The sequence below is a fragment of the Micromonospora sp. 067-2 genome (genome assembly GCF_046549295.1).
In the GTDB taxonomy this organism is placed as follows: domain Bacteria; phylum Actinomycetota; class Actinomycetes; order Mycobacteriales; family Micromonosporaceae; genus Micromonospora.
Genome location: NZ_JAJPWB010000005.1, coordinates 464,629 through 489,271, shown reverse-complemented (window position 1 = coordinate 489,271; position 24,643 = coordinate 464,629). Strand labels below are relative to the sequence as shown.

Below are 24,643 nucleotides of genomic sequence, written 5' to 3'. Positions count from 1 at the left end.
ATGGGCCGTTATCTGTTGAGACGGCTGCTCCAACTCGTGCCGGTCTTCATCGGTACGACGTTCCTGATCTACTGGCTCGTCTGGTCCGTTCCGGGCGATCCCTTCGCTGGTAAGTGCGGCGACCGACGCTGCCCGGACCAGTACATCGCCTTCATGACCGAAAAGTACAATCTGGACCAGAACGTCTTCGTGCAGTACGCCAGCTACATGAAGAACCTGCTCCAGGGTGACTTCGGCCAGACGTTCTCGCAACGGGATATCAGCGACATCATCTTGACCGCGTACCCGAACACCCTCAAGCTGGCCCTGGTGGCGCTCTCCATCGAGGCCGTCATCGGCCTCGGTGCCGGCGTGCTGACCGGTCTGCGGCGCAACGGCTTCCTGGACAACCTGGTCCTGGTCTCCACGCTCTTCCTTATCGCGCTGCCGGTCTTCGTCGTCGGCTTCGTGCTGCAGTGGCTGCTGGGCGTGCAGTGGGGCATCATCAAGCCGACCGTCTCCTCCGAGATGCGGCTCTCCGAGCTGCTCGTGCCGGGCTTCGTGCTCGGTAGTGCATCGGTGGCGTACATAGCCCGGGTGGCGCGTACGAGCATCGCGGAGAACCGCCGTGCCGACTACGTGCGCACCGCCATCGCCAAGGGCCTGCCGATGCGCCGGGTGGTGGGTGTGCACCTGCTGCGTAACTCGCTCATCCCGGTGGTCACCCTGCTCGGCACCGACCTCGGTGCCCTGATGGGCGGCGCGATCGTCACCGAGGGAATTTTCGGCATCAATGGAATCGGCCTCCAGGTCCTCCGCGCGATCCGCACCAAGGAGAGCGCTACCGTGGTAGGGATCGTGGTCGTCCTCGTGCTGGTCTATCTCGTGATGAACCTGCTGGTTGACCTGCTCTACGCCGCCCTTGACCCGAGGATCCGCTATGAGTGACCCGAGTGCCGCATCGATCGTGAGCACCGCCCCCGCGCAACCGACTGACGCTGCCCCGGCCACCGCCGGGCTGCCCCAGTCCAACGAGAAGCCGCGTGGCCTGCTGGGTGACGCCTGGCGGGACCTGCGGCGCAAGCCGCTGTTCTGGCTCTCGGCCACGCTGATCGTCATCTTCCTGCTGATGGCGGCCTTCCCGCAGCTGTTCGGCCCGGGTGACGCGGTCAACGGAACGCTGGACCGCAGCCTGGTCAAGCCGTCCGGGGACGCCTGGTTCGGGTACGACTTCCAGGGCAAGGACGTCTACGCCCGGGTCATCTACGGCGCCCGGGCCTCCATCGTGGTCGCCGTGCTCTCCGTGGTCGGCACCCTGCTGCTCGGCGGCACCATGGGCATCATCGCCGGCTACCGCGGTGGCTGGGTGGACGGCCTGCTGAGCCGAATCGCCGACGTCTTCTTCGGCCTGCCCTTCGTGCTCGGCGCGATCGTCATCCTGACCACGTTCAACGGTCCGGGCACCAGCAACAGCAAGGCCAAGATCATGAGCTTGGTGATCACGTCCTTGATCGTGCTGAGCTGGCCGGTCGTGATGCGGCTGATGCGTTCCTCGGTGCTCGCCACCAAGGAGGCCGACTACATCGTGGCGGCCCGTGCGCTGGGTGCCGGCCATGGCCGGATCATCCTCAAGCACCTGCTGCCCAACTGTCTGGCCCCGCTGTTGGTCTACGGCACGATCATGGTCGGCTCGTTCATCGGCGCCGAGGCCACCCTGTCGTTCCTGGGCGTCGGTCTGAGGTCGCCGGTGGTGTCCTGGGGCATCATGATCAGCGACGGTCAGAATTTCGTCCGGGTCGCGCCGGGTCTGGTGTTCTTCCCCGCCGCGTTCCTCGTCACCGCTGTGCTGAGCTTCGTGATGCTCGGTGAGGCGGTCCGCGAGGCCCTCGATCCGAAACTCCGCTAGGGGAGATCCAGTTGTCCGACATACTCGTGTCCGAGCAGTCCTCGCCGGGAACCGGTGGGTCCGGACGTCCCTCCGGCCGGCTGCTCGAGGTCGACGACCTGCGGGTGGAGTTCCGTACCCGGGACGGCGTCGCAAAGGTCATCAACGGGGTCACGTACCACGTCGACGCGGGAGAGACCCTCGCCGTGCTCGGCGAGTCCGGCTCCGGTAAGAGCGTCACGGCGCAGACCATCATGGGCATCCTCGACACCCCGCCCGGGTTCGTCAGTGGCGGTCAGGTCCGGTTCCATGGCAAGGACATGCTTCGCATGTCCAACGAGGAGCGCCGCCGCATCCGCGGTGAGGGCATCGCGATGGTCTTCCAGGACGCGCTCTCCGCGCTGAACCCGGTCTTCACCGTCGGGTTCCAGATTGCCGAGCAGTTCCGGGTCCGGCGCGGCATCGGCCGTGCCGAGGCCAAGAAGCGCGCCATCGAGATGCTCGACCAGGTCAAGATCCCGAACGCCAAGGGCCGGTTCAGCAACTATCCGCACCAGTTCTCCGGCGGTATGCGGCAGCGCGCCATGATCGCGATGTCGCTGGCGCTCGATCCGGAGGTGCTGATCGCGGACGAGCCGACCACCGCGCTCGACGTGACCGTGCAGGCCCAGATCATGGACCTGCTCGCCGAGCTCCAGCGTGAGCGGCAGATGGGGATGATCCTGATCACCCACGACCTCGGCGTGGTCGCCGACGTCGCGGACCGGATCGCGGTCATGTACGCGGGCCGCATCGTCGAGGAAGCCGACGTGTACGACCTGTACGGCAAGCCCGCGCACCCGTACACGATGGGCCTGATCGACTCAATTCCGCGCCTGGACGAGAAGGGGCAGCAGCTCCGGACGATCAAGGGCCTCCCGCCGAACCTGATGAACATCCCGCCGGGCTGCCCGTTCCACCCGCGCTGCCCCATGGCGCAGCCGGTGTGCCGAGAGAAGGTCCCGCCGCTTCTGCAGGTGGGAACCGCACGGGCCAGCGCCTGCCACTTCGCCGAGGAGCTGGTGAACCGTGTCTGAGAACATCCTCGAGGTCCGGAATCTGGTCAAGCACTACCCCGTCACCAAGGGTGTGGTGTTCAAGAAGACGGTCGGCCAGGTCAAGGCGGTCGACGGGGTCTCCTTCGATCTGCGCGCCGGTGAGACGCTCGGCGTGGTCGGTGAGTCCGGCTGCGGCAAGTCGACCCTCGCCCGGGTGCTGATGAACCTGGAGAAGCCGACCGCCGGCAACGTGGTCTACAAGGGCCAGGACATCTCCAAGCTCTCCGGTAGGGCGCTGCGGCGGCTTCGCCGGCAGATCCAGCTGGTCATGCAGGACCCGTACACCTCGCTGAACCCGCGGATGACCGTCGGTGACATCCTCGGCGAGCCGTTCGAGATCCACCCAGAGGTGGCACCGAAGGGCAGCCGCCGGGCCAAGGTCCGGGAGTTGCTGGACGTGGTGGGGCTCAACCCGGAGCACATCAACCGGTACCCGCACCAGTTCTCCGGCGGTCAGCGCCAGCGCATCGGGATCGCCCGCGCGCTCGCGCTGCGGCCCGAGGTCATCGTCTGCGACGAGCCGGTGTCGGCGCTGGACGTCTCCATCCAGGCCCAGGTGATGAACCTGCTGGAGAAGCTCCAGACCGAGCTCGGGCTCTCGTACGTCTTCATCGCCCACGACCTGTCCGTGGTCCGTCACCTCTCGGACCGGGTCGCGGTGATGTACCTCGGCAAGATCGTCGAGATCGGCACCGAGGACGAGATCTACGAGCGGCCGACCCACCCGTACACCCAGGCGCTGCTCTCCGCGGTGCCGGTGCCGGACCCGACCCAGCGGAACAACAAGACGATCATCCGGCTCACCGGTGACGTGCCGTCGCCGATCAGCCCGCCGTCGGGCTGCCGGTTCCGGACCCGCTGCTGGAAGGCGCAGGATGTCTGCGCCGAGCAGGTCCCGCTGCTGGAGATCCGGCGGGACTCGGACCACCCGAGCGCCTGCCACTTCGCGGAGCGCCGCGAGATCGTCGCCACGCACGAGGCGTGAGTCACCGGAACCGCCTGCCGACGTCACCACGACGACGGCAGGCGGTTCCGTCTGTCCGTGGCCCTGATTCGGGCCGGTCGCGCGTCCCGGGGCCCGAACACGGCCTCGTCCGGGTCGGGCCGGCGTCCACCGGACGGCTCTGGGCGGCTCACAGCGGGCCGCGGCCCGCACGAAGCAGCAGCAGCGCCAGTTGGGTGCCGTCGGCGCCGAGTGCGACCCGGAAACGCTCCAGGATGTCCCGTTCCCGGGAGAGCACCAGGCGCGTGCCGCCGGAGGCCATCCGGGTCGCCCCGACCTCCTGGGACAGCGCTGCCCGCTCCTGCCACAGCGCGATCAACGCGTCGTCGATCTCGTCGATACGTTCCCTTATCTCGACGATCCGGGCGGCGGCGGTCGGCTCCGCCGTGCCGGTCCGTGCCTCGGCCGGCCCGTCGTGTCCCGCCGGCGGTGTCGTCGCCACCGGTTCGCTCCCGTTCGCCGGGGACTGCTCCGCCGGTCGGGCCGGGCCGCCGTTCTGCTCCGCCACGTCTGTCATCATCGGGTACCCCTCGCACTGTGGTGCCCGGTGCCCGGATCCCGGGACGAAAAAGCCCCGGACTCCAAGAGCCCGGGGCTTTTCGCAGGTCTGAATCGATCAGGCGGGACCTACGGCTGCCGGACTCCCGGTGCCATAGGAAAAGTAGTAGCGCTGACCGAACACGCCGTCGAGTATGCCCACGCCTCCTGCCCCGGCGCAAGCGGTTCGGCCAGACGGCACCGCTCGGCGACGGAGGGACGGTGCCAGGCGCGGTGCCACGAGGGCGCAGTGTCTGACCGGCGGCATAGACTTGTCGGGCGATGCATCCTCTCTTCGACATCCCCGCGTCCCCGCCTGCGCCGGCTTCCGCGCCGGCTCGTCCGGACCGGCCCCGGCCGCCCGCCGTGCGCCTCGACCCGCAGCAGCTGCTCGCCGGGCTGAACGGGCCGCAGGGCGACGCGGTCACCCACGCCGGCACGCCGCTGCTGATCGTGGCCGGCGCCGGTTCGGGCAAGACCCGCGTCCTCACGCACCGGATCGCCTACCTGCTCGCCGCACGGGACGTGCACCCCGGTGAGATCATCGCGATCACCTTCACCAACAAGGCGGCCGGCGAGATGAAGGAGCGGGTGGCCTCGCTGGTCGGCCCGCGGGCCCGGCTCATGTGGGTGTCGACGTTCCACTCCGCGTGTGTCCGGATCCTGCGCGCCGAGCACGAGCACGCCGGCCTCAAATCCACGTTCTCGATCTACGACGCGGACGACTCCCGCCGGCTGATGCAGCTGGTCACCCGCGAACTTGACCTCGACCCGAAGCGCTACCCGGCGCGTGGCCTGGCCGCCCAGGTCTCCAACCTGAAGAACGAGCTGGTCGACCCGGAGCAGTTCGCGGAGCGGGCCAAGGGGCCCAACGAGCGGGCGTTGGCCGAGGCTTACACGCTCTACCAGCGGCGGCTGCGCGAGGCGCACGCACTGGACTTCGACGACCTGATCATGACCACCGTGCACCTGCTCCAGTCCCACCCGCACGTCGCGGAGAGCTACCGCCGTCGGTTCCGACACGTCCTGGTCGACGAATACCAGGACACCAACCACGCGCAGTACACGCTGATCAAGGAGCTGGTCTCCGGCACCGAGGGGCTGGAGCCGGCCGAGCTGTGCGTGGTCGGTGACGCCGACCAGTCGATCTACGCGTTCCGGGGTGCGACGATCCGCAACATCCTGGAGTTCGAACGGGACTTCACCAACGCGCGGACGATCCTGCTGGAGCAGAACTACCGCTCCACCCAGACCATCCTCAACGCGGCCAACGCGGTGATCGACCGGAACACCTCCCGCAAGCCGAAGCGGCTGTGGAGCGATGCCGGCGCCGGCGAGCAGATCGTCGGCTACGTGGCCGACACCGAGCACGCCGAGGCGGACTGGGTGGCCCGGGAGATCGACCGACTGGTCGACGCCGACGAGACCCGCCCCGGTGACGTCGCGGTCTTCTACCGCACCAACGCGCAGTCCCGGGTCTTCGAGGAGGTGTTCATCCGGGTCGGCCTGCCCTACAAGGTGGTCGGCGGGGTGCGCTTCTACGAGCGCAAGGAGGTCCGCGACGCGCTCGCGTACCTGCGTTCGGTGGTCAACGACGACGACACCGTGAGCCTGCGGCGGGTGCTGAACACCCCGCGCCGGGGGATCGGCGACCGCGCCGAGGCGTGCGTCGAGGCCCTCTCCAGCCGCGACCGGATCTCCTTCGGCGCCGCGCTGCGCCGGGCGCGGGAGGCGCCGGGCATCTCCAGCCGGGCGGCCAACGGCATCGCCGATTTCGTGGCGCTGCTCAACGACGCTCGCGAGATGGCCGAGACCGGCACCCCGGAGGAGGTGCTGGAGTCGTTGCTGACCCGCTCGGGCTACCTCACCGAGCTGGAGGAGAGCCTGGACCCGCAGGACGCCGGGCGGGTCGACAACCTCCAGGAGCTGGTCAGCGTCGCCCGGGAGTACACCGAGCGGATCGAGGCGCTGGGCGCCGACGGGGAGCGGGCCACCCTGGCCGGCTTCCTCGAGCAGGTCGCGCTGGTCGCCGACGCCGACCAGATCCCCTCGGACGACCCCGACCACCAGGGCGTGGTCACCCTGATGACGTTGCACACCGCCAAGGGGCTGGAGTTCCCGGTGGTCTTCCTGACCGGGCTGGAGGACGGCGTCTTCCCGCACCTGCGCTCGCTGGGCGACACCCGCGAGCTGGAGGAGGAGCGTCGGCTGGCGTACGTCGGCATCACCCGCGCTCGGCAGCGGCTCTACCTGTCCCGGGCGGTCACCCGCTCGGCCTGGGGGCAGCCGTCCTACAATCCGCCGTCGCGGTTCCTGGAGGAGCTGCCACCGGAGCTGGTGCACTGGGAGCGCACCGAGGGGTCGTACACCTCGTGGGCCGGTGGGGGCGGCGGCGTCGGCGGTCGCGCGGACCGCGCGCCCGGCGGGCGCGGCACCTTCAACGGGGGTACGCCGAAGGCGGCACAGCTGGCGAAGCGGCTCGGCGTGGACGCGAGCCGACTGACGACGGCCAGCGAGCTGCCGCAGGGGCCGAAGGTGGCGGCCGGTGACCGGGTCAACCACCAGCGCTACGGGCTGGGGCGGGTGGTCGCCGTCGAGGGGCACGGCCCGGGTGCCCGCGCACAGATCGACTTCGGCGACCAGACGATGTGGCTGGTGCTGCGACACGCCCCGATCGACAAGCTCTGACCCGTCATCCGAAGATCGCACTGATGCAAGGAAAAAGTGGCCTCGGGCACCGCTGAGGCCACTCCTTCCTTGATGTTGCGCGGACCCCGCAGGGGACTTCGCCTCAGCAGCCCAGGTCGACGCCGCGTGCCCGCATGAACGGCGCCGGGTCGATCTGGTTCCACATGCCCTGGTGCACCTCGAAGTGCAGGTGCGGGCCGGTGGCGTCGCCGGTTGCGCCCTCGTAGCCGAGCACCTGGCCGGCCTTGACCGTCTGACCGACCGTGACCGCGATCCGGCTCTGGTGGGCGTAGTGGGTGAGGTAACCGTTGCCGTGGTCGACGAAGACGGAGTTGCCGTACCCGTCGGCGGCGTCGCCAGCCTGGACCACCGTGCCGGCGGCCGCGGCGTGGATCGGGGTGCCGGAGGGCAGTGCCAGGTCGATACCGGCGTGCAGGGTGCCCCAGCGCTGCCCGTAGCAGGAGGTGACCGCGGCGCCCGGCATCGGGTCGACCCAGGCGGGCGTGGGCTTGGTGGTCTTCTTCGGCTTCGGCTTCGCCTTCGCGGGAACCGTCTTCACCGGTGTCGGGCTGGCGCTGACCGCCGACGGGCTCGGCGTCGGGCTGGCCGAGGGGGAGACCGGGGCGCTCGACTCACGGGCTGAGCGGTCCGCGCGGCTGGTGGCGTCGACCCGGGACTGCGCGTCGAGGGAGACGGCGGTGGGCGCCGGGCGGTCCGGGCCGGTGGTGGCGACGGCGACGCCTCCCAGGCCGAGGGCGACCAGCGCGGCCGCGCCGAGCACGATGAGGCGGTTCCGCCGGCCGGTGCTCTTCGGCTGTTCGGCGGCGGCGTCGGGGGTGTTCTCGTTCTGGACGGGGCTGTTCTCCGGCACGGCGAACCTTCACAGTCGAGGGGGCACTTGACCTCGAAATACTGGTGCCGGGCCGAAGAGTGCCGGAAACGGGGACCGGGCGGTCAGCCGGTGAGCCTGGCCGTTACTGTCCCGCTTCATCCGTCTCTGTGCCATTTCGTTGGCAAAAGTGATCATGCGAGCTGGTGTCCCCGGTCACAGTTGCGGCTGTGACCCAGCAGACATCCCGGTCGGTCGCGCAACGAAAAACCGCCCGGATCGACAGATCCGGGCGGTCAACGGTCAGTACCCTCCGTCAGGACGCGGGCACCTCGTTGTAGATTGTCTCGACTTGCAGCTTGATGTCCACTCCGCGATCCTGCAGGAACGGCACCGGGTCGATCGGTTGACCCTTGACATGGATCTCCAGGTGCAGGTGCGTGCCGTAGGAGTGGCCGGTGTAGCCCACCAGCCCGAGCTGGTCGCCCGCCTTGACCTGCTGCCCCTCCTTGACGCTCAGCGCGGAGGAGTGACCGTAGATGGCCTCGCTGCCGTCGGCGTGTCGGACGATCACGGCCTGGCCGTACCCGCCGTACCAACCGGCCTTGGTGACCAGCCCGTCGTGGACCGACACGTACGGCGTGCCCTCCGGGGCGACCAGGTCGACGCCGGTGTGCATCTTGCCCCAGCGGACGCCGTACGGGGAGTTGAAGTCGTAGCCCTGCAACGGCAGCAGCCAGACGTCGGGCTCGGTCGCGTTCTTGCTCCGGCTGTCCCGGGAGGCGCGGTCGGCGTTGTCGGCACGGGCCGCGGCGTCCTGGCTGGTGGCCGACGCCTGCTTCAGATCGTCGAGGACCGACGAGCTGACGTCCTTGGCGTCCGGCATGGCGCCCGCGCCGAGCGCGACGATGCCGGCTCCGACGAAGGCGGTGGTGACGACCGCGGCGTAACGGCTACGCGGGGGGGTGGGTACGCGGCGACGACCGCGATATCGATCGGGCTCAGACGACAGGCGCTGGCGCACGCACACCCTCCGTTGTCGGGGTTCCGAGGCGGCCGGTGGACGTCTGTGAAGCTTCGTTGAACGTCCGCTGACCGCGTCGTCACCCGTCCATGGACCTGATGACAACCGTGGACACGTTAGCCAACCACCAGGCGACTCACAAGCCAGAGCGCCGAATTGGCGTGTCGATCTGTCCGTTTGCGTCCATGATTGTCACGCATCGTGACGCCAGACGGTGCCCTCGTTACTGCCCGTTCGTCGCCGAGCGTGACCGGTCCGGCGGAGTCGTCCGGCTTGACCTCGGCGGCCCCCGGATGCCACCGGAATGCGCACCCCTGCTGCCGGCGTCCAGCCCGGCAGGGCGGATCCGGCAGGAATGGGTTCCCGGCCCGGATTTCCCGGGCACACTCGGCCGGGTTACCGTTCGTTCAGGTGAAAGCCGTGGAGCCGGTGAAAGGTGTGCGCTGATGAGCTCTCGTATTCGGGTCGTCGTCGCCAAGCCAGGCTTGGACGGCCATGACCGGGGCGCCAAGGTGGTGGCGCGTGCCCTGCGGGACGCGGGGATGGAGGTCGTCTACACCGGCCTGCACCAGACGCCCGAGCAGATCGTGGAGACCGCCATCCAGGAGGACGCCGACGCGGTCGGCCTCTCCGTCCTCTCCGGCGCGCACATGACCCTGTTCCGTCGGGTGCTGGAACTGCTCGGCGAGCGGGACGCCCGGGACATCGTCGTGTTCGGTGGCGGCATCATCCCGAACGGCGACATCCCCGAGCTGGAGAAGCTGGGCGTCGCCAAGATTTTCACGCCGGGCGCCACGACCGCGTCGATCGTCGAGTGGGTCCGGCAGAACGTCGCGCAACCCGTCGCCTGAGCGTGCCGCAGGGGGTCGTCGGGCGAATCCGGGCAGGGGGGAGGGGCCGGACGCACCCCTCACACGTCCGGCCCCTCTATGCACGATGCCCCGCCGCCACCCCTCGACCGACAGGGCATCGGCCGTATCCCGTCTTCGCGCTGCATCAGCGCTCCGACACCTGACTCAACGACGCCCCGACGGGCGGGTTACGCACGCCGGGCAACATCGCCCGGACGATGGACGCCGCCCGCGGCGTGACCGGAACCGGCCGCGTCCACTGCCCGGTTGTGCATTACCGCACACCGTGCACCCGCTCGGTTGCCGGCGGTGCACACCTCGCTAGGCTGCGGCCAATGACCTGTTTGACGTGATGACAGGCGTCAAACTGTTTTCGAACGCTGGTGGCGGCGCGACGGCGCGCCGCGGAGACGGGACGGGACGCGCAATCGTGGACCTGTACGAGTACCAGGGGCGGGACCTCTTCGAGCGGCACGGTTTGCCCGTGCTGGCCGGCGGCGTCGCCACTACCCCGGAGGAGGCCCGCGCGATCGCCGAACGCCTCGGCGGTCGGGTGGTCGTCAAGGCGCAGGTGAAGGTCGGCGGCCGAGGCAAGGCCGGCGGCGTCAAGCTCGCCGAGGGCACCGACGAGACGGTGGCTCGGTCCACCGACATCCTCGGCATGGACATCAAGGGTCACACCGTCCACAAGGTCATGATCACGGTGACCGCGGACATCGCCGAGGAGTACTACTTCTCGTACCTGCTCGACCGGGCCAACCGCACGTTCCTCTGCATCGCCAGCGTTGCCGGCGGTATGGACATCGAGCAGGTTGCGGCCGAGACCCCGGACAGGGTGGTCAAGGCCCCGATCGACGCCGTCAAGGGCGTGGACGAGGCGAAGGCCCGCGAGATCGTCACCGCCGCCGGCTTCCCGGCCGAGGTGGCCGACCAGATCGTCGGGATCGCGGTGCAGCTGTGGCAGGCGTTCGTCGCCGAGGACGCCACGCTGGTCGAGGTGAACCCTCTGGCCAAGACGGGCGACGGCAGCGTGCTGCTGCTCGACGCCAAGATCACCTTGGACGAGAACGCCGCGTTCCGCCACCCGGACCACGAGGCCCTGGTCGACCAGGCCTCGGTGGACCCGCTGGAGCAGGCCGCCAAGGAGAAGGACCTCAACTACGTCAAGCTCGACGGCGAGGTCGGCATCATCGGCAACGGCGCGGGTCTGGTCATGTCGACCCTCGACGTGGTCGCGTACGCCGGGGAGCGGCACGGCAACGTCAAGCCGGCCAACTTCCTCGACATCGGCGGCGGCGCGAGCGCCTCGGTGATGGCCAACGGGCTGGAGATCGTGCTCTCCGACCCGGCCGTGAAGAGCGTCTTCGTCAACGTCTTCGGCGGCATCACCGCCTGTGACGAGGTCGCCAACGGCATCATCCAGGCGCTGGCCCTGCTGGCGCAGCGCGGTGAGCAGGTCACCAAGCCGCTCGTCGTGCGCCTCGACGGCAACAACGCCGAGGCCGGCCGGGCGATCCTGGACAGCGCGAACAACCCGCTCGTGCAGCGGGTGGACACCATGGACGGTGCGGCCGAGCGGGCCGCCGAGCTGGCAGCTGCGGGGGTCTGATCATGGCTATCTGGCTGACCAAGGACTCGAAGGTCATCGTCCAGGGGATGACCGGTTCCGAGGGTTCCAAGCACACCCGGCGGATGCTTGCCGCCGGCACCAACGTCGTGGGCGGCGTCAACCCGCGCAAGGCGGGCCAGAAGGTCGACTTCGACGGCACCGAGCTGCCGGTCTTCGCGTCCGTGGCGGACGCTATGGCCGAGACCGGGGCCGACGTCACGGTCATCTTCGTGCCGCCACAGTTCACCAAGGCCGCCGTGGTCGAGGCGATCGACGCCGCGATCGGCCTGGCCGTGGTGATCACCGAGGGCGTGCCGGTGCACGACACCGCCGCGTTCTGGGCGTACAACGTGTCGCAGGGTGAGCGGACCCGGATCATCGGGCCGAACTGCCCGGGCATCGCCTCGCCGGGCGCCTCCAACGCCGGCATCATCCCGGCCGACATCACCGGCGCCGGTCGGATCGGCCTGGTCAGCAAGAGCGGCACGCTGACCTACCAGATGATGTACGAGCTGCGTGACATCGGCTTCTCCACCGCCGTCGGCATCGGTGGTGACCCGATCATCGGCACCACCCACATCGACGCCCTCAGGGCGTTCGAGGCCGACCCGGAGACCGACGCCATCGTCATGATCGGTGAGATCGGTGGCGACGCCGAGGAGCGGGCCGCCGAGTTCATCAAGGCACACGTCACGAAGCCGGTGGTCGGCTACATCGCCGGCTTCACCGCGCCTCCCGGCAAGACGATGGGTCACGCCGGGGCGATCATCTCCGGCTCGGCCGGCACCGCCGAGGGCAAGCAGACGGCGCTGGAGGCCGTCGGGGTCAAGGTCGGCAAGACGCCCACCGAGACCGCGCGCCTGATGCGCGAGATCATGTCTGGCAGCTGAGCGGACCAGGCACCAACCGCAGGGGGTCGACCGGTACGCGGTCGGCCCCCTGCGGCGTACCTACCGGTTGGTCGGGAAGGCCACCGGCCGGCTGCCGACCATTCGGCGCGGGCTCAGTCGTTGTTCCAGAACGGGTAGTTGCCGGTGAGGCGCAGGATCGAGCCACCGATGATGTTGATCACGCCAAACGCGATGGCGAGGTAGCCGAGCAGCGGCGATCTGCCGTTCCGCCGGGCGTCGCGGATGGACAGGTAACCGAAGATGATGCCGAGGATGCCGCAGCAGATCAGGCCGAGCACGATGCCCAGCACGCCCCAGAGCGTGGTCCGGTCCCGTCCCCTGGCCGGTGGTGGCGGGGTCGGCGGGTATGCGGTCGTCACGACGTCCTCCGGGCGGTTGTGAGCGGCGGGGCCGACCCGGACCGCGACCGGCGCGCCCGACCCGGTTGGCGGCGACGGTCGCCCCCTTCAGGGCCGAGGCTAGACCGAGTCGGGTGGCTCGGACCCCGGTTCGGTCAACTCGCCGTGGGTCGGGGCGGGTCAACGGACTACCACCGCCCGCGCGACGTGCCAGAGTAGAGCCGATGTCCCCCGTCACCCCTGACCATCCCAGCCGGGCCGCCGGTGTACGCGCCGACGACCGGACGGCCGACCGTGCCGCGCCGGGCCGGCGGGTGCCCGCGCAACGCGCCGGCGAGTCGCCGCGCGGACGGGCACCGCTGCCCGTCGCCGCCGGGGTGGCCGCCGGCTGGGCCGCCCTCACCTCATACCTTCCGGTCGCCGTCGTGCTCGGCCTGGCTCAACTCGGCGCGGATTCCGCCACGCTGACCGGCACCCTGCGCACCTCGCTGGCCGGCTGGCTGCTCGGGCACGGCGTGCCGCTGCAGACGGAGTCGGGACCGTTCGGGCTCGCCCCGCTGGCGCTGACCGTGCTCGCGATCTGGCGGCTGACCCGGGCCGGCGTGCACGTGAGTCGCGCGATCGGCGCCCGCGACACCCGCTCACCACGACGGGCGCTGCTCGCCGCGGGCGCGGTCGGCCTGGCGTACGCGGTGCTCGGCACGCTCGCGGCGGTGCTGATCGGTGCCGGGGGGCCGACCGTGCCCCTGGTGCGGGCGGCAGCCACGTTCGCGGTGGTCGGCACCCTCGCCGCCCTGGTCGGTGCGACCCGGATCACCGCCGTGACCCGGCTGCTCCTCACCCGCATGCCGGGTCCCGTGCGCGACGGCGTACGTACCGGTCTGGTGGCAGGGCTCCTCCTGCTCGGCGCGGGCGCGGGCGCGGCCGGCCTGGCCGTGGCCACCGGCGGTGGGGACGCGGCGGACATGATCGGGGCATACCGCACCGGGGTGGCCGGGCAGGCCGGCATCACCCTGGTCAGCGTCGCCTACGCGCCGAACGCGGCGATCTGGTCGACCAGCTACCTGCTCGGGCCGGGCTTCGCGGTCGGCGTCGACACGGCGGTCCGTACCAGTGAGGTGTCGGTTGGCGCGTTGCCGGCCGTACCCCTGCTGGCCGGCCTGCCGCGCGGCCCGGTGGACGGCTTCGGCGCCCTGCTGCTCGCGGTGCCGGTGCTGGCCGGGATGGTCGCCGGCTGGCTGCTGGCCCGCCGGGTTGCCCGGCTGGCCAGCCCGGAGCGGCCGCCCCAGCGCTGGGCTGAGCTGCTGGCGCCGGCGGTGCTGGCCGGGCCGGTGGCCGGCGTGCTGCTCGGCGTGGCCGCCGCGGTCTCCGGCGGGCCGCTCGGTGGCGGGCGACTGGCGCAGGTCGGGCCGGTGGGCTGGCAGGTCGGCGCCGTGGCGGCCGGTGTCATCGCGGTCGGCGCGGTGATCGGTGCCGCGGCAACCCGGGCGCTGACCCGGGCTCCCGCCCACTAGCTTCCCGGCCCTGGATGCGGCGCGGGGCGCCCCGGGCGAACCCGGAGCGCCCCGTCAACACCGGGCCGGTCAGGGCTCGGTCGGCAGGTTGACGTTCGCCACGATGCTGAGAACGACCGCCAGGATGCCCAAACCGACTCCGACCGCGCCGCAGATCAGGCCGGCCTTGGCCTGCCCGGCGTTGCTGGCCTGGCCCTGGGCGACCTTCTGCCGGGCCAGGTAACCCGTCACCACGCCGGCGATGCCGACCGGGATGCCCAGGAAGAAGCAGCAGGCCAGCGGAATGGAGGCGATCCCGAGGATCAACGAGACCAGGCCGAGGGTGTTGTTCTGCCCCTGCTGCTGGGGATAACCGGCGTTCGGGTACGCCGGCGCACCGTAGGGCGGCGGCTGCTGCTGGCCGTACGGGTCCTGGTACGGCTGCTGCTGGCCGTACGGCTGCCCCGCGGGAGGCTGCTGGCCGTACGGGTTCTGCGGTGCCGCGTACGGGTCCTGTGGCTGCTGGCCGTACGGCTGGCCCGGGGTGGGCTGCTGGCCGTACGGGGCGGCCGGCGGCGGCGCGTACGGGTCGTGCGGCGGCTGGGGGGCGGTCGGGTCCTGATTGGGCTGCTGGCCGTACGGGTCCTGACCGGGGTTACCGGGCTGCATTCGAAGCTCCTTGGACTGGTTCCGTCGATAGCTGCTGTTGTTGCACTCATGATCGCGCCCAGACCGCCCAACGCGCAGCACAGACGGAGGTGCGGGTCGGCTCGGCGTTCAGCCCGAGCGACCGGCAGCGTACCCGTTCGATGCTTGTCCGACTGTCAAAGAACAGCGCGACGCCCAGCCGGTGGGCGTCCTGACCTGCCCGATAGGGTGAACCGGTGACCGAGCCCGCGTCCGTCGCCCGCATCGTCGTCCTCGTTTCCGGCTCCGGAAGTAACCTGCAGGCACTGCTGGACGCCGCCGCCGACCCCGCGTACGGCGCAGAGGTCGTCGCGGTCGGCGCGGACCGCGACGGCATCGCGGGCCTGGACCGGGCCGTCGTGGCCGGTGTGCCGACGTTCGTCGAGCGGGTCCGCGACCACGACACCCGCGAGGACTGGGACGTCGCGCTTACCGCGCACGTCGCGAAGCACCAGCCCGACCTGGTCATCTCCGCCGGGTTCCTCAAGCTGGTCGGCCCGCACTTCCTCGCCGCGTTCGGCGACCGCTACCTGAACACCCACAACACCCTGCTGCCGGCGTTTCCCGGCATCCACGGCCCGCGCGACGCCCTCGCCTACGGCGTGAAACTCACCGGGGCCACGCTCTTCTTCGTCGACGCCGGCATGGACACCGGGCCGATCGTGGCGCAGGTCGCGGTGCCGGTGCTCGACGACGACGACGTGGACGCGCTCACCGAGCGCATCAAGGAAGCCGAGCGGCGGCAGCTCGTCGAGCAGGTCGGCCGCCTGGTCCGCGAAGGCTGGACCATCACCGGAAGGAAGGTCACGGTTCCGTGAGTTCCACTCAGGACGGGCGCCGCCCGATCAGGCGGGCGCTGGTCAGCGTCTACGACAAGACCGGGCTGGTCGAGCTGGCCCAGGCCCTGCACACGGCCGGCGTGGAGATCGTTTCTACCGGCAGCACGGCGGCCACCATCGCCGCCGCCGGGGTGCCGGTGACGCCGGTGGAGACGGTGACCGGCTTCCCCGAGGTGCTCGACGGCCGGGTGAAGACCCTGCACCCGAAGGTGCACGCGGGTCTCCTCGCGGACCTCCGCAAGGACACGCACGTCGCCCAGCTCGACGAGCTGGGCGTGGCCGCGTTCGACCTGCTGGTCTCCAACCTCTACCCGTTCCAGGCCACCGTCGCCTCCGGCGCGGGCGTGGAAGAGTGCGTAGAGCAGATCGACATCGGCGGCCCGGCCATGGTGCGCGCCGCCGCCAAGAACCACGCCTCGGTGGCCGTGCTCACCGACCCGGCCGGCTACCCGGCACTGCGTACCGCGCTCGGCGAGGGCGGGTTCACCCTGGCCCAACGCCGCGCGCTGGCCGCCCGGGCGTTCGCCGACATCGCCGAGTACGACGTGGCCGTGGCACGGTGGTGCGCGCAGGAGCTCGCGCCCGCCGACGACTGGTGGCCGCAGTTCGCCGGGCTGGCACTTCGCAGGTCGACCGCGCTGCGCTACGGCGAGAACCCGCACCAGCCGGCGGCGCTCTACACCGACCCGGACGCCCCGGCGGGGCTGGCCCAGGCCGAGCAGCTGCACGGCAAGGAGATGTCCTACAACAACTACGTCGACGCGGACGCCGCCTGGCGGGCCGCCAACGACTTCGCCGAACAGCCGGCCGTGGCGATCATCAAGCACGCCAACCCGTGCGGCATCGCCGTCGGCGCAGACGTGGCCGAGGCGCACCGGAGGGCGCACGCCTGTGACCCGGTGTCGGCGTACGGCGGGGTGATCGCGGTCAACCGGCCGGTCTCCGTCGAGCTGGCCCGGCAGGTGGCCGACATCTTCACCGAGGTGGTGGTCGCCCCCGGCTTCGACGAGGGCGCGGTGGAGGTGTTGCAGGCCAAGAAGAACATCCGGCTGCTGCGGGCGCCGGCCTGGGCTCCGGCGCTGGTGGAGCTGCGGCAGGTGACCGGTGGCGTGCTGGCCCAGGTCGCCGACCGGGTGGATGCCCCCGGCGACGACCCGGCGAGCTGGCGGCTGGCGACCGGCGAGGCGGCGGACGAGGACCTGCTGCGCGACCTCGCGTTCGCCTGGCGGGCGGTCCGCGCGGTGAAGAGCAACGCGATCCTGCTTGCCAAGGACGGCGCCACCGTCGGCGTCGGCATGGGTCAGGTCAACCGCGTCGACTCGGCGCAGCTCGCGGTCAGCCGCGCGGGTGCCGACCGGGCCCGGGGATCGGTCGCCGCCTCGGACGCGTTCTTCCCCTTCGCCGACGGCCCCAAGATCCTCATCGACGCGGGCGTCCGGGCGATCGTGCAGCCCGGCGGCTCGATCCGCGACGAAGAGGTCATCGCCGCGGCAAAGGAAGCCAACGTGACGATGTACCTGACAGGCACCCGCCACTTCTTCCACTAACCCACCCCCTCCCCGCCCCGCCCCGCGTCGCCCCCCTACCCCGCCTCGCCCGGTTGATCATGAAGTTATTGCCTGCCCACTCGGCGTGTCGGCGCAATAACTTCATGATCACCGGCGCGGGGTGGCCCGGCGTGGGGTGGGGTTAGGGGGTCGGGGTTTCTGTGGGGCGGAGGTCGGCGAAGTGGCAGGCGGAGGGGTGCGGGTCGGCGGCGTGCGGCACCAGCTGTGGGTCCTCGGTGGCGCAGATGTCCTGGGCCTTCCAGCAGCGGGTCCGGAAATGGCAGCCTGACGGCGGGTCGGCCGGGCTGGGCACGTCACCGACAAGTCGGATCATGTTGCGCTGCTCGCGGGCGTCCGGGTCCGGAACCGGCACCGCGGAGAGCAGTGCCTGGGTGTAGGGGTGGGTGGCCCGCTCGTAGATCTCGTCCTCGGTGCCGAGTTCGACGATCCTGCCGAGGTACATGACCGCGACCCGGTCGGAGATGTGCCGCACCACGGACAGGTCGTGGGCGATGAAGATGTACGAGAGCCCGAACTCGTCCTGGAGCTTCTCCAACAGGTTGATCACCTGGGCCTGGATGGAGACGTCCAGCGCCGACACCGGCTCGTCGCAGACGATGATCTCGGGTCGCAGGGCGAGCGCGCGGGCGATGCCGATGCGCTGGCGCTGACCGCCGGAGAACTGGTGCGGGTACCGGTTGATGTGCTCCGGGTTGAGCCCGACCACGTCCAGCAGCTCCTGGACCCGCCGCTCCCGGCTGCCCCTGGGCGCCGCGTCACGGTGGATCTCGAACGGCTCACCGATGATGTCGCCGACGGTCATCCGCGGGTTCAGCGAGGTGTACGGGTCCTGCATGACCATCTGCATGTTGCGGCGCAGTCGACGCAACTCGGACCCGGACGCCTTGAACAGGTCCCTGCCCTCGAGGGTGACCTGCCCGGAGGTGGGTGTCTCCAGGCGCATCAGCAGCCGGGCGAGGGTGGACTTGCCGCAGCCGGACTCGCCGACCACGCCCAGCGTCTCGCCCCGGCGCAGCTCGAAGCTCACGCCGTCGACGGCCTTGACCGCGCCGACCTGCCGCTGGAACAGCACGCCCTGCTGGATCGGGAAGTGCTTCACCAGGTTGTCGACGGAGAGGATGGTCTCGCCCCGGACCTTCGTCGAGCTAGCGGGCGCTGTCATCGAGGACCTCCTGCGCGAAGTGGCACCTGCTGGTCCGGCCGTCACCGAGGACCAGGTCGTGCGGCACCACGTCCACGCAGACCTGCTGCACGTACGGGCACCGGGGGTGGAACGGGCATCCGGAGGGGATCCGCATCAGGTTCGGCGGCAGTCCCTTGATCGTCGACAGCTCCTGGCCGCGAACGTCCATCCGCGGGATCGACTCCAACAACCCCTTGGTGTACGGGTGGGCCGGCGCCTTGTACAGCGAGCGGACGTCGGCGTGCTCGACGATCCGGCCGGCGTACATGACCGCGATCCGGTCCGCGACTCCGGCGACCACGCCCAGGTCGTGGGTGATCAGGATCATCGCCATGTTGAGGTCCCGGCGGAGGTCGGCCAGCAGGTCCATGATCTGGGCCTGCACGGTGACGTCCAGCGCCGTGGTCGGCTCGTCGGCGATCAGCACCTTCGGGTCCAGCGCCAGTGCCATGGCGATCATGACGCGCTGCCGCATTCCCCCGGAGAACTGGTGCGGGTAGTCGCCGATCCGCTTCGCGGCGCCCGGGATCTTGACCAGGTCCATCAGCTCGACGGCCCGGCGCCGCGCGTCGCCCCGGGACATGCCGGCGCGTTGGCGCAGCGTCTCGCCGATCTGCCAGCCGACCGGGAAGACCGGGTTCAGCGCGGAGAGCGCGTCCTGGAAGATCATCGCGATCTCCTTGCCGCGAATCTGCCGACGCTGCTCCTCGGGCTGGGTGAGCAGGTCCTGACCCCGGTAGAGGATCTGGCCGGACCGGACGAACGCGGGCGGGGTGTCCAGGATGCCCATGATCGCCTGGGCGGTGACCGACTTGCCGGAGCCCGACTCGCCGAGCACGGCCAGCGTCTCCCCGGCGTCCAGGTGGTACGACACGCCGTTGATCACCCGGGCCACGCCCTCGTTGGTGCGGAACTCGACGTGCAGGTCCCGAAGCTCCAGCAGGTGGCCACCCTCGGGTGTCGCGGAGGCGGGCGTTGGTCGGTCGGTCATGAGGTAATCACCGCAGCTTCGGGTCGAAGGCGTCACGGATCGCGTCGCCGAGCATGATGAACGCCAGCACGGTCAGCGCGAGGAAGGCCGACGGAACGAGCAGCGGCGTCGCCGCCTCCCGCATGTGGATGCGGCCGGTGTCGATGTCCTGGCCCCACGAGATGGTCGGTGCCTTCAGGCCGATGCCCAGGAAGGAGAGCGTCGCCTCGGCGGCGATGAACGAGCCGAGCGCGATGGTCAGGACGACGATGGCCGGGGCCAGCGAGTTGGGCAGGATGTGCCGCCACATGATCCGGCCGTTGCCGGCGCCGAGCATCCGGGCGGCTGCCACGTAGTCCTGCTCCTTGGCGGTGATCACCGATGAGCGGACGACGCGGGCGGCGGTGGTCCAGCCGAGGATGGCCAGCACGAAGACGACCGCGCCGATCCGGGCCCACTGGCTGTCACTGGAGACCCGCTTGAGCAGCACGATGGCAGCCAGCAGCAGCGGGATGCCGAGGACCACGTCGATCACCCGGGAGAGGATCGCGTCGACCCAGCGGCCGAAGTAGCCGGCCAGCATGCCGACCACCAGCGCGATCACCCCGGTGCCGAGGGCCGCGAGCGCGCCGACCAGCAGCGAGGCTCGGGTGCCGTAGACCGCCCGGGCGTACGTGTCGCAGCCCTGGAAGTCGTACCCGAAGATCGCCCCGCCGGACGGCCCGGCGTGCTGTCGGGAGAGCAGGCAGTCACGCGGGTCGTTGGCGGTGAAGACGCCGGGCAGGGCCGCCATCAGCGTGAAGATGACGACCAGCGCCAGCGAGATCCAGAAGATCGGGTTGCGGCGCAGGTCGCGCCAGGCGTCCCCGGCCAGGCTGCGCGGCTTCTGCGCCGCGCCGATCTGGTTGGGCGCGCCGGGCTCGCCGGAGGGGCCGCGGCGGGCGGCCTGGTTCTCGGTCGCCGCCACCGTCTCGAAATCGCTCATGCCGGCACCTCGCTTTGCTCCGTGCTGCGCTCACTCATAGCGGATCCTCGGGTCGAGTACGGCGTACAGGACGTCCACCACCAGGTTCGAGACCAGGTAGACCACCACGAGCACACTGACGATGCCCACCACCAGCGGACCGTCCTCGGTGCGGATGCCGCGGAAGAGGTTGAAGCCCACGCCGGGGATGTTGAAGACGCCCTCGGTGATGATCGCGCCGCTCATCAGGTTGCCCAGTTCGACGCCGAGGAAGGTGACCACCGGGATGAGCGAGTTGCGCAGCACGTGGACGGTGACGATGCGGCGCTTGACCAGGCCCTTGGAGCGGGCGGTCCGGACGTAGTCGGCGCGGAGGTTCTCCGCCACTGACGCCCGGGTCAGCCGCAGAGCGGTGGCCAGCGACAGCGAGCCGAGCACGATGCCCGGCAGCAGCAGCGCGTAGAAACTCGGCTCGGCACCGGCGGTGGGCGGGAAGAGTTGCCACTTGACGCCCAGGAAGTACTGCGCGAGCGGCGCCAGCACGATCGTCGGGATGCCCAGCACCAGCAGGGTCAGCACCAGCGTCGAGTTGTCGAAGATGCTGGCCCGACGGATACCGGCGACCACACCGGCGGAGACCCCGAAGATGATCGCCACGGCGAGCGCGATGAGCGCCAGCTTCACGGTCACCGGCCAGGCCGCCTGCAGGATGTCGCCGATCTGGCGGCCGGTCAGCGACTGGCCCAGGTCACCCTGGAGCAGGTTCTTCACGTAGTCGAAGTAGCGGTAGAAGAAGCCGCCGACGCCGGTCGCGTCCAGGTGGTACTTCTCGGTCAGGTACGCCCGCTGGGCCGCCGTCACCGGCCTCTCGCCGGCGAGAGCCTGGATCGGGTCGCTCTGCCCGGCGAATGTCAGCGCGTAGACGATCAGGGTGGTCCCGAAGAACGCCAGGACCATCTGGAGTAGGCGCCGCAGGATGTAGCGGAACATGCTTAGCAGTCTCTCCGGAAATATGCGAAAGGGTCGCAGGACGGCATCTCTGGTCGTACCCGAAATATCCGAGACGTCCGTCCGGCCCGGGGGAGGCCGGCACTGTCCGGGCCAGGTCTGCGGCCCGCTCCGGGTAGTGCGGTCCGGGCCACCCGGGCGTCGTCGCCCGGGTGGCCCGCAACCGGTGGTCAGCTCAGCTGGCCGCTTCGATCTTGACCAGGTTGACCCGCTGGAACAGGTCCATCTGGACGTTCTTGACCTTGGACGAGTGGCCGAACACGTTCTCGCCGAAGCGGAGCGGGATCACCGGCATGTCCTTGGCCAGGATGTCCTCCGCCTGCTGGTACTTGGCGATCGCCTCGTCCTGCGTCTTGGCGGCGGCACCCTCCTTGACGAGCTTGTCGAACTCCGGGTTGCTGTAGCCGTAGTAGTTCGACGAGCCGTTGGTGCTGTACAGCGGGCCGAGGTAGTCCTCCATCGACGGGTAGTCCATCACCCAGCCCATCCGGAACAGACCCACCGGCTGCTTCTTCTCGACCTTGGTCAGCAGGTCGGCGAACTTCGGCTCGGCGCTGCCCACGCAGTCCACGCCCAGGTTGGCCTTGAGCTGGTTGCAGGTGGCGTCGACCCAGTCCTTGTGGCCACCGTCGCCGTTGTAGGAGATGGTGATCTTGGAAGGGCCGCCAGCGCTCTGGTAGAGCTTCTTGGCCTCGGTCGGGTTGAACTGCCCGGCCGCACCCGCGGTGTTGTCCCGGTAACCCGGCAGCACCGGCGAGACGAACGAACGGGCCGACTGCTGCGAACCCTTGAAGATCGACTTGGTGATCTCGTCCCGGTCGATCGCCATCGAGATGGCCTTGCGCACGTCCGGCTTGCTGTAGTCCTTGTCGAACGTCGGGAACGCGAGGAACTGGAACGACGACATCGGGCTGGTCTGGTACCGGTCACCGAGGTCGGTGGGCGCGGTGCTCAGGTTCTCGGTCGGGATCGTCGGCAGCACGTCCAGGTTGTCCGCCAGCACGTCCGCGTAGGCCGCGGTGAGCTGCTGGTAGACCCGGAACTCGACGCCCTTCACCTTGGGCTTCTCGCCCGGGTACGCGTCGTACCGCTCGACGTCGATCTTCGAGTCGTGCTGCCAGGTGCCCTTCATCTTGAACGGGCCCTGACCGATCGGCGCCTGCTCGTACGAGTCCTTCAGCACGCCGGGGGCGGAGAACGCGGCCTGCGGCAGCGGGTAGAAGGCGTTGTAGCCCAGCATCGTCTTGAAGTCGATGTACGGGTCGGACAGCGTCACCGTGAAGGTGGTGTCGTCGACCTTCTTCAGGCCGGACATCGTCTTGGCCTTGGGCTTCGCACCCTGGAGGTCCTGGTAGCCGGCGATCTTCTCGAAGAAGTAGCTGCCACCCTGACCGTTCGGGGCGTACGCGCCGTAGTTCCACGCGTCGATGTAGTCCTCGGACGTGACCTTCTCACCGTTGTGGAAGGTGAAGCCGTCCTTCAGCTTGATCGTCCAGACCTTGTTGTCCGACGAGGTCACCGACTGGGCCGCGACCTCGACGGGCTTGTTCTGTGCGTCGTAGTCCACGAGCGGGCTGAACAGACCGGCCAGCACCTGCGAACCCGAGGTCTCGGTGGTGTTGGTCGGAACCAGGTGCTGCGGCTCGCTGATCTGGATGCTGACGGCCGCGTTGGGGTCGCCGCTGCCGGATCCACCGTCTCCGCCGCTGCCGCAGGCCGCAAGGCCCAGCGTCACCGCGAGCGGGAGGGCGGTCCAGGCGGCGAGTCTACGAACTCGCATTGAGCCTCCTCATCTCCTCACGCTGCGCAGTCAGGCCCGACGCTGGGTTTACGCTGCGCAACAAGCGGTAACGGTAGGTCGGCGTACGGGCTTCGGCAACGGTCCGGTTGCGGGTGGGTAACGGTCTGACGTTCCCTCCCTTGCCGGCTGGCGACACGTCTGCTAGCGAAACTGCGCTTTGGCGGTCCTGACGTGCCAATTCCTTGGCTCTTTCCGGCTCAGCCGCGGTGCCTCGGCGGGATTGGCCGGCTCTCGACCGAACGTCCGCTCCCGACCACGATCCGCCGTACCGCCCGGATCGGCTGTGACTGGATCCACGGCCAGGCACTCAGAGTGACGAGCGACACGTCACTGATCGTTACCGTTGCGAGGGCAGCCAGCATGTCGGCAGCCCGCCCGACGAGGTCGTCCGAACCGAGGACGAAGGCCGTGAGACGATCGAGTCGTGACGGCGAAGCTTCTGGACGGCAAGGCCACTGCGGCGGAGATCAAGGATGAGCTGCGGATACGGGTGAAGGCGCTCGCGGAACGCGGCATCATCCCCGGACTCGGCACCGTCCTGGTCGGGGCGGACCCGGGCAGCCAGGCGTACGTCAACGGCAAGCACCGGGACTGCGCCGAGGTGGGCATCGCCTCGATCCGGCGGGAACTGCCGGCCGACGCCACCCAGCAGCAGGTCGACGACGTGCTGACCGAGCTGAATGCCGACCCGGCGTGCCACGGCTACATCGTCCAGCTGCCGCTGCCCGCCCACCTGGACACCCAGCGGGTGCTGGAACTGATCGACCCGGACAAGGACGCCGACGGCCTGCACCCGGTCAACCTGGGCCGACTGGTCCTGGGCTACGACGGCCCTCTGCCGTGCACCCCGCGCGGCATCGTGGAGCTGCTCCGCCGGCACGACGTGGCGCTGCGCGGTGCCACCGTCGCGGTGGTCGGCCGGGGCAACACCGTCGGCCGCCCGCTCGGCCTGCTGCTCACCCGGCGCAGCGAGAACGCCACCGTGACCCTGTGCCACACCGGCACGCTGGACCTCGCCTCGCACACCAGGGCCGCCGACATCGTCATCGTCGCGGCCGGCGTGCCCGGCCTGCTCACCGCCGACATGATCAATCCTGGTGCGGTGGTCGTCGACGTCGGCATCACCCGGGTGATCGGCGCCGACGGCAAGGGCCGCTACACCGGCGACGTGGCCCCGGAGGTGGCCGAGACGGCCGGCGCGCTGGTCCCGATGCCCGGCGGCGTCGGCCCGATGACCCGGGCCATGCTGCTCAGCAACGTCGTCGAGCGGGCCGAGCGCGGCTGACGGGCCGCCCACCCCGGCGGTAACCGTCCGCCCCTGGGCCGATCGGTGCCAGGATGACTGATACGGTCCGGAAAACCGACTGGTAGCAGGGAGT

General features: G+C 70.0%; 22 protein-coding genes. 12 read left to right on the top strand and 10 right to left on the bottom strand.

The window, feature by feature from the left end:
- Genes ACLJN9_RS15045 through ACLJN9_RS15030 form a run of 4 tightly spaced genes read left to right on the top strand, consistent with a single transcriptional unit; the run spans nt 1 to nt 3,946 of the window.
- Entirely contained in the window at nt 1–927 is a 927-nt protein-coding gene (locus tag ACLJN9_RS15045; protein WP_410811920.1) for an ABC transporter permease, read from the top strand.
- Nucleotides 920–1,885: an ABC transporter permease gene (locus ACLJN9_RS15040; RefSeq protein ID WP_410811919.1), complete on the top strand. Its 966-nt coding sequence runs from the start codon at nt 920–922 to the stop codon at nt 1,883–1,885. The genes ACLJN9_RS15045 and ACLJN9_RS15040 overlap by 8 nt, the downstream gene beginning before the upstream one ends.
- 26 nt (nt 1,886–1,911) lie before the next feature.
- Complete coding sequence (locus tag ACLJN9_RS15035; protein ID WP_410812001.1) at nt 1,912–2,940, top strand: ABC transporter ATP-binding protein; 1,029 nt, start codon at nt 1,912–1,914, stop codon at nt 2,938–2,940.
- Nucleotides 2,933–3,946, top strand: coding sequence for an ABC transporter ATP-binding protein (locus ACLJN9_RS15030; protein WP_410811918.1), 1,014 nt, complete (start codon nt 2,933–2,935; stop codon nt 3,944–3,946). The genes ACLJN9_RS15035 and ACLJN9_RS15030 overlap by 8 nt, the downstream gene beginning before the upstream one ends.
- Before the next feature lie 148 nt (nt 3,947–4,094).
- Here ACLJN9_RS15030 and ACLJN9_RS15025 read toward each other — a convergent pair whose 3' ends face one another.
- Complete coding sequence (locus ACLJN9_RS15025) at nt 4,095–4,484, bottom strand: chorismate mutase (protein ID WP_410811917.1); 390 nt, start codon at nt 4,482–4,484, stop codon at nt 4,095–4,097.
- 299 nt (nt 4,485–4,783) lie between these two features.
- On the opposite strand from ACLJN9_RS15025, the gene pcrA reads away from it, so the two are divergent.
- Nucleotides 4,784–7,189: a DNA helicase PcrA gene (gene pcrA / locus ACLJN9_RS15020; RefSeq protein ID WP_410811916.1), complete on the top strand. Its 2,406-nt coding sequence runs from the start codon at nt 4,784–4,786 to the stop codon at nt 7,187–7,189.
- 103 nt (nt 7,190–7,292) lie between these two features.
- Here the strand turns inward: pcrA and ACLJN9_RS15015 are convergent, their stop codons facing one another.
- Both ACLJN9_RS15015 and ACLJN9_RS15010 read right to left on the bottom strand, forming a co-directional pair.
- Nucleotides 7,293–8,060, bottom strand: a complete 768-nt coding sequence (locus tag ACLJN9_RS15015) for a M23 family metallopeptidase (RefSeq protein ID WP_410811915.1) — start codon at nt 8,058–8,060, stop codon at nt 7,293–7,295.
- 274 nt (nt 8,061–8,334) lie between these two features.
- Nucleotides 8,335–9,042 carry a M23 family metallopeptidase gene (locus ACLJN9_RS15010; protein ID WP_410811914.1) on the bottom strand — a complete coding sequence of 236 codons (708 nt, stop codon included), beginning with the start codon at nt 9,040–9,042 and terminating at the stop codon, nt 8,335–8,337.
- Between the two features lie 446 nt (nt 9,043–9,488).
- On the opposite strand from ACLJN9_RS15010, the gene ACLJN9_RS15005 reads away from it, so the two are divergent.
- From ACLJN9_RS15005 to sucD, 3 genes are all read left to right on the top strand, one after another.
- On the top strand, nt 9,489–9,893 hold the full coding sequence (locus tag ACLJN9_RS15005) for a cobalamin B12-binding domain-containing protein (protein ID WP_252420090.1): 405 nt from the start codon (nt 9,489–9,491) through the stop codon (nt 9,891–9,893).
- Between the two features lie 430 nt (nt 9,894–10,323).
- Nucleotides 10,324–11,502: an ADP-forming succinate--CoA ligase subunit beta gene (gene sucC, locus ACLJN9_RS15000; RefSeq protein ID WP_410811913.1), complete on the top strand. Its 1,179-nt coding sequence runs from the start codon at nt 10,324–10,326 to the stop codon at nt 11,500–11,502.
- A 2-nt stretch (nt 11,503–11,504) separates the two neighbouring features.
- Nucleotides 11,505–12,392, top strand: coding sequence for a succinate--CoA ligase subunit alpha (sucD, locus tag ACLJN9_RS14995; RefSeq protein ID WP_410811912.1), 888 nt, complete (start codon nt 11,505–11,507; stop codon nt 12,390–12,392).
- A 113-nt stretch (nt 12,393–12,505) separates the two neighbouring features.
- On the opposite strand, the gene ACLJN9_RS14990 is transcribed toward sucD, so the two are convergent.
- Entirely contained in the window at nt 12,506–12,772 is a 267-nt protein-coding gene (locus tag ACLJN9_RS14990) for a DUF4190 domain-containing protein (protein ID WP_410811911.1), read from the bottom strand.
- Nucleotides 12,773–12,975: 203 nt separating this feature from the next.
- On the opposite strand from ACLJN9_RS14990, the gene ACLJN9_RS14985 reads away from it, so the two are divergent.
- Nucleotides 12,976–14,265, top strand: a complete 1,290-nt coding sequence (locus ACLJN9_RS14985) for a DUF6350 family protein (protein ID WP_410811910.1) — start codon at nt 12,976–12,978, stop codon at nt 14,263–14,265.
- Nucleotides 14,266–14,334: 69 nt separating this feature from the next.
- Here ACLJN9_RS14985 and ACLJN9_RS14980 read toward each other — a convergent pair whose 3' ends face one another.
- Entirely contained in the window at nt 14,335–14,913 is a 579-nt protein-coding gene (locus tag ACLJN9_RS14980; RefSeq protein ID WP_410811909.1) for a DUF4190 domain-containing protein, read from the bottom strand.
- 215 nt (nt 14,914–15,128) lie between these two features.
- Here ACLJN9_RS14980 and purN point away from each other — a divergent pair, with 215 nt between their 5' ends.
- The gene (gene purN, locus ACLJN9_RS14975; RefSeq protein ID WP_410811908.1) at nt 15,129–15,749 is read left to right on the top strand and encodes a phosphoribosylglycinamide formyltransferase; all 621 of its coding nucleotides are present in this window, start codon (nt 15,129–15,131) and stop codon (nt 15,747–15,749) included.
- Nucleotides 15,746–17,317 (top strand): bifunctional phosphoribosylaminoimidazolecarboxamide formyltransferase/IMP cyclohydrolase, encoded by a 1,572-nt coding sequence (gene purH, locus ACLJN9_RS14970; protein ID WP_410811907.1) that lies wholly within the window; start codon nt 15,746–15,748, stop codon nt 17,315–17,317. The genes purN and purH overlap by 4 nt, the downstream gene beginning before the upstream one ends.
- A 142-nt stretch (nt 17,318–17,459) precedes the next feature.
- Here the strand turns inward: purH and ACLJN9_RS14965 are convergent, their stop codons facing one another.
- From ACLJN9_RS14965 to ACLJN9_RS14945, 5 genes are all read right to left on the bottom strand, one after another.
- On the bottom strand, nt 17,460–18,500 hold the full coding sequence (locus ACLJN9_RS14965) for an ABC transporter ATP-binding protein (RefSeq protein WP_410811906.1): 1,041 nt from the start codon (nt 18,498–18,500) through the stop codon (nt 17,460–17,462).
- Nucleotides 18,484–19,512 (bottom strand): ABC transporter ATP-binding protein, encoded by a 1,029-nt coding sequence (locus ACLJN9_RS14960; protein ID WP_410811905.1) that lies wholly within the window; start codon nt 19,510–19,512, stop codon nt 18,484–18,486. The genes ACLJN9_RS14965 and ACLJN9_RS14960 overlap by 17 nt, the downstream gene beginning before the upstream one ends.
- Before the next feature lie 7 nt (nt 19,513–19,519).
- Complete coding sequence (locus tag ACLJN9_RS14955) at nt 19,520–20,476, bottom strand: ABC transporter permease (protein ID WP_410811904.1); 957 nt, start codon at nt 20,474–20,476, stop codon at nt 19,520–19,522.
- 30 nt (nt 20,477–20,506) lie between these two features.
- Complete coding sequence (locus ACLJN9_RS14950) at nt 20,507–21,445, bottom strand: ABC transporter permease (RefSeq protein WP_410811903.1); 939 nt, start codon at nt 21,443–21,445, stop codon at nt 20,507–20,509.
- Between the two features lie 193 nt (nt 21,446–21,638).
- Nucleotides 21,639–23,243 carry an ABC transporter substrate-binding protein gene (locus ACLJN9_RS14945; protein WP_410811902.1) on the bottom strand — a complete coding sequence of 535 codons (1,605 nt, stop codon included), beginning with the start codon at nt 23,241–23,243 and terminating at the stop codon, nt 21,639–21,641.
- Nucleotides 23,244–23,688: 445 nt separating this feature from the next.
- Between ACLJN9_RS14945 and ACLJN9_RS14940 the strand changes: the two genes are divergently transcribed.
- Complete coding sequence (locus ACLJN9_RS14940) at nt 23,689–24,549, top strand: bifunctional methylenetetrahydrofolate dehydrogenase/methenyltetrahydrofolate cyclohydrolase (protein ID WP_410811901.1); 861 nt, start codon at nt 23,689–23,691, stop codon at nt 24,547–24,549.
- Nucleotides 24,550–24,643: the final 94 nt, after the last annotated feature.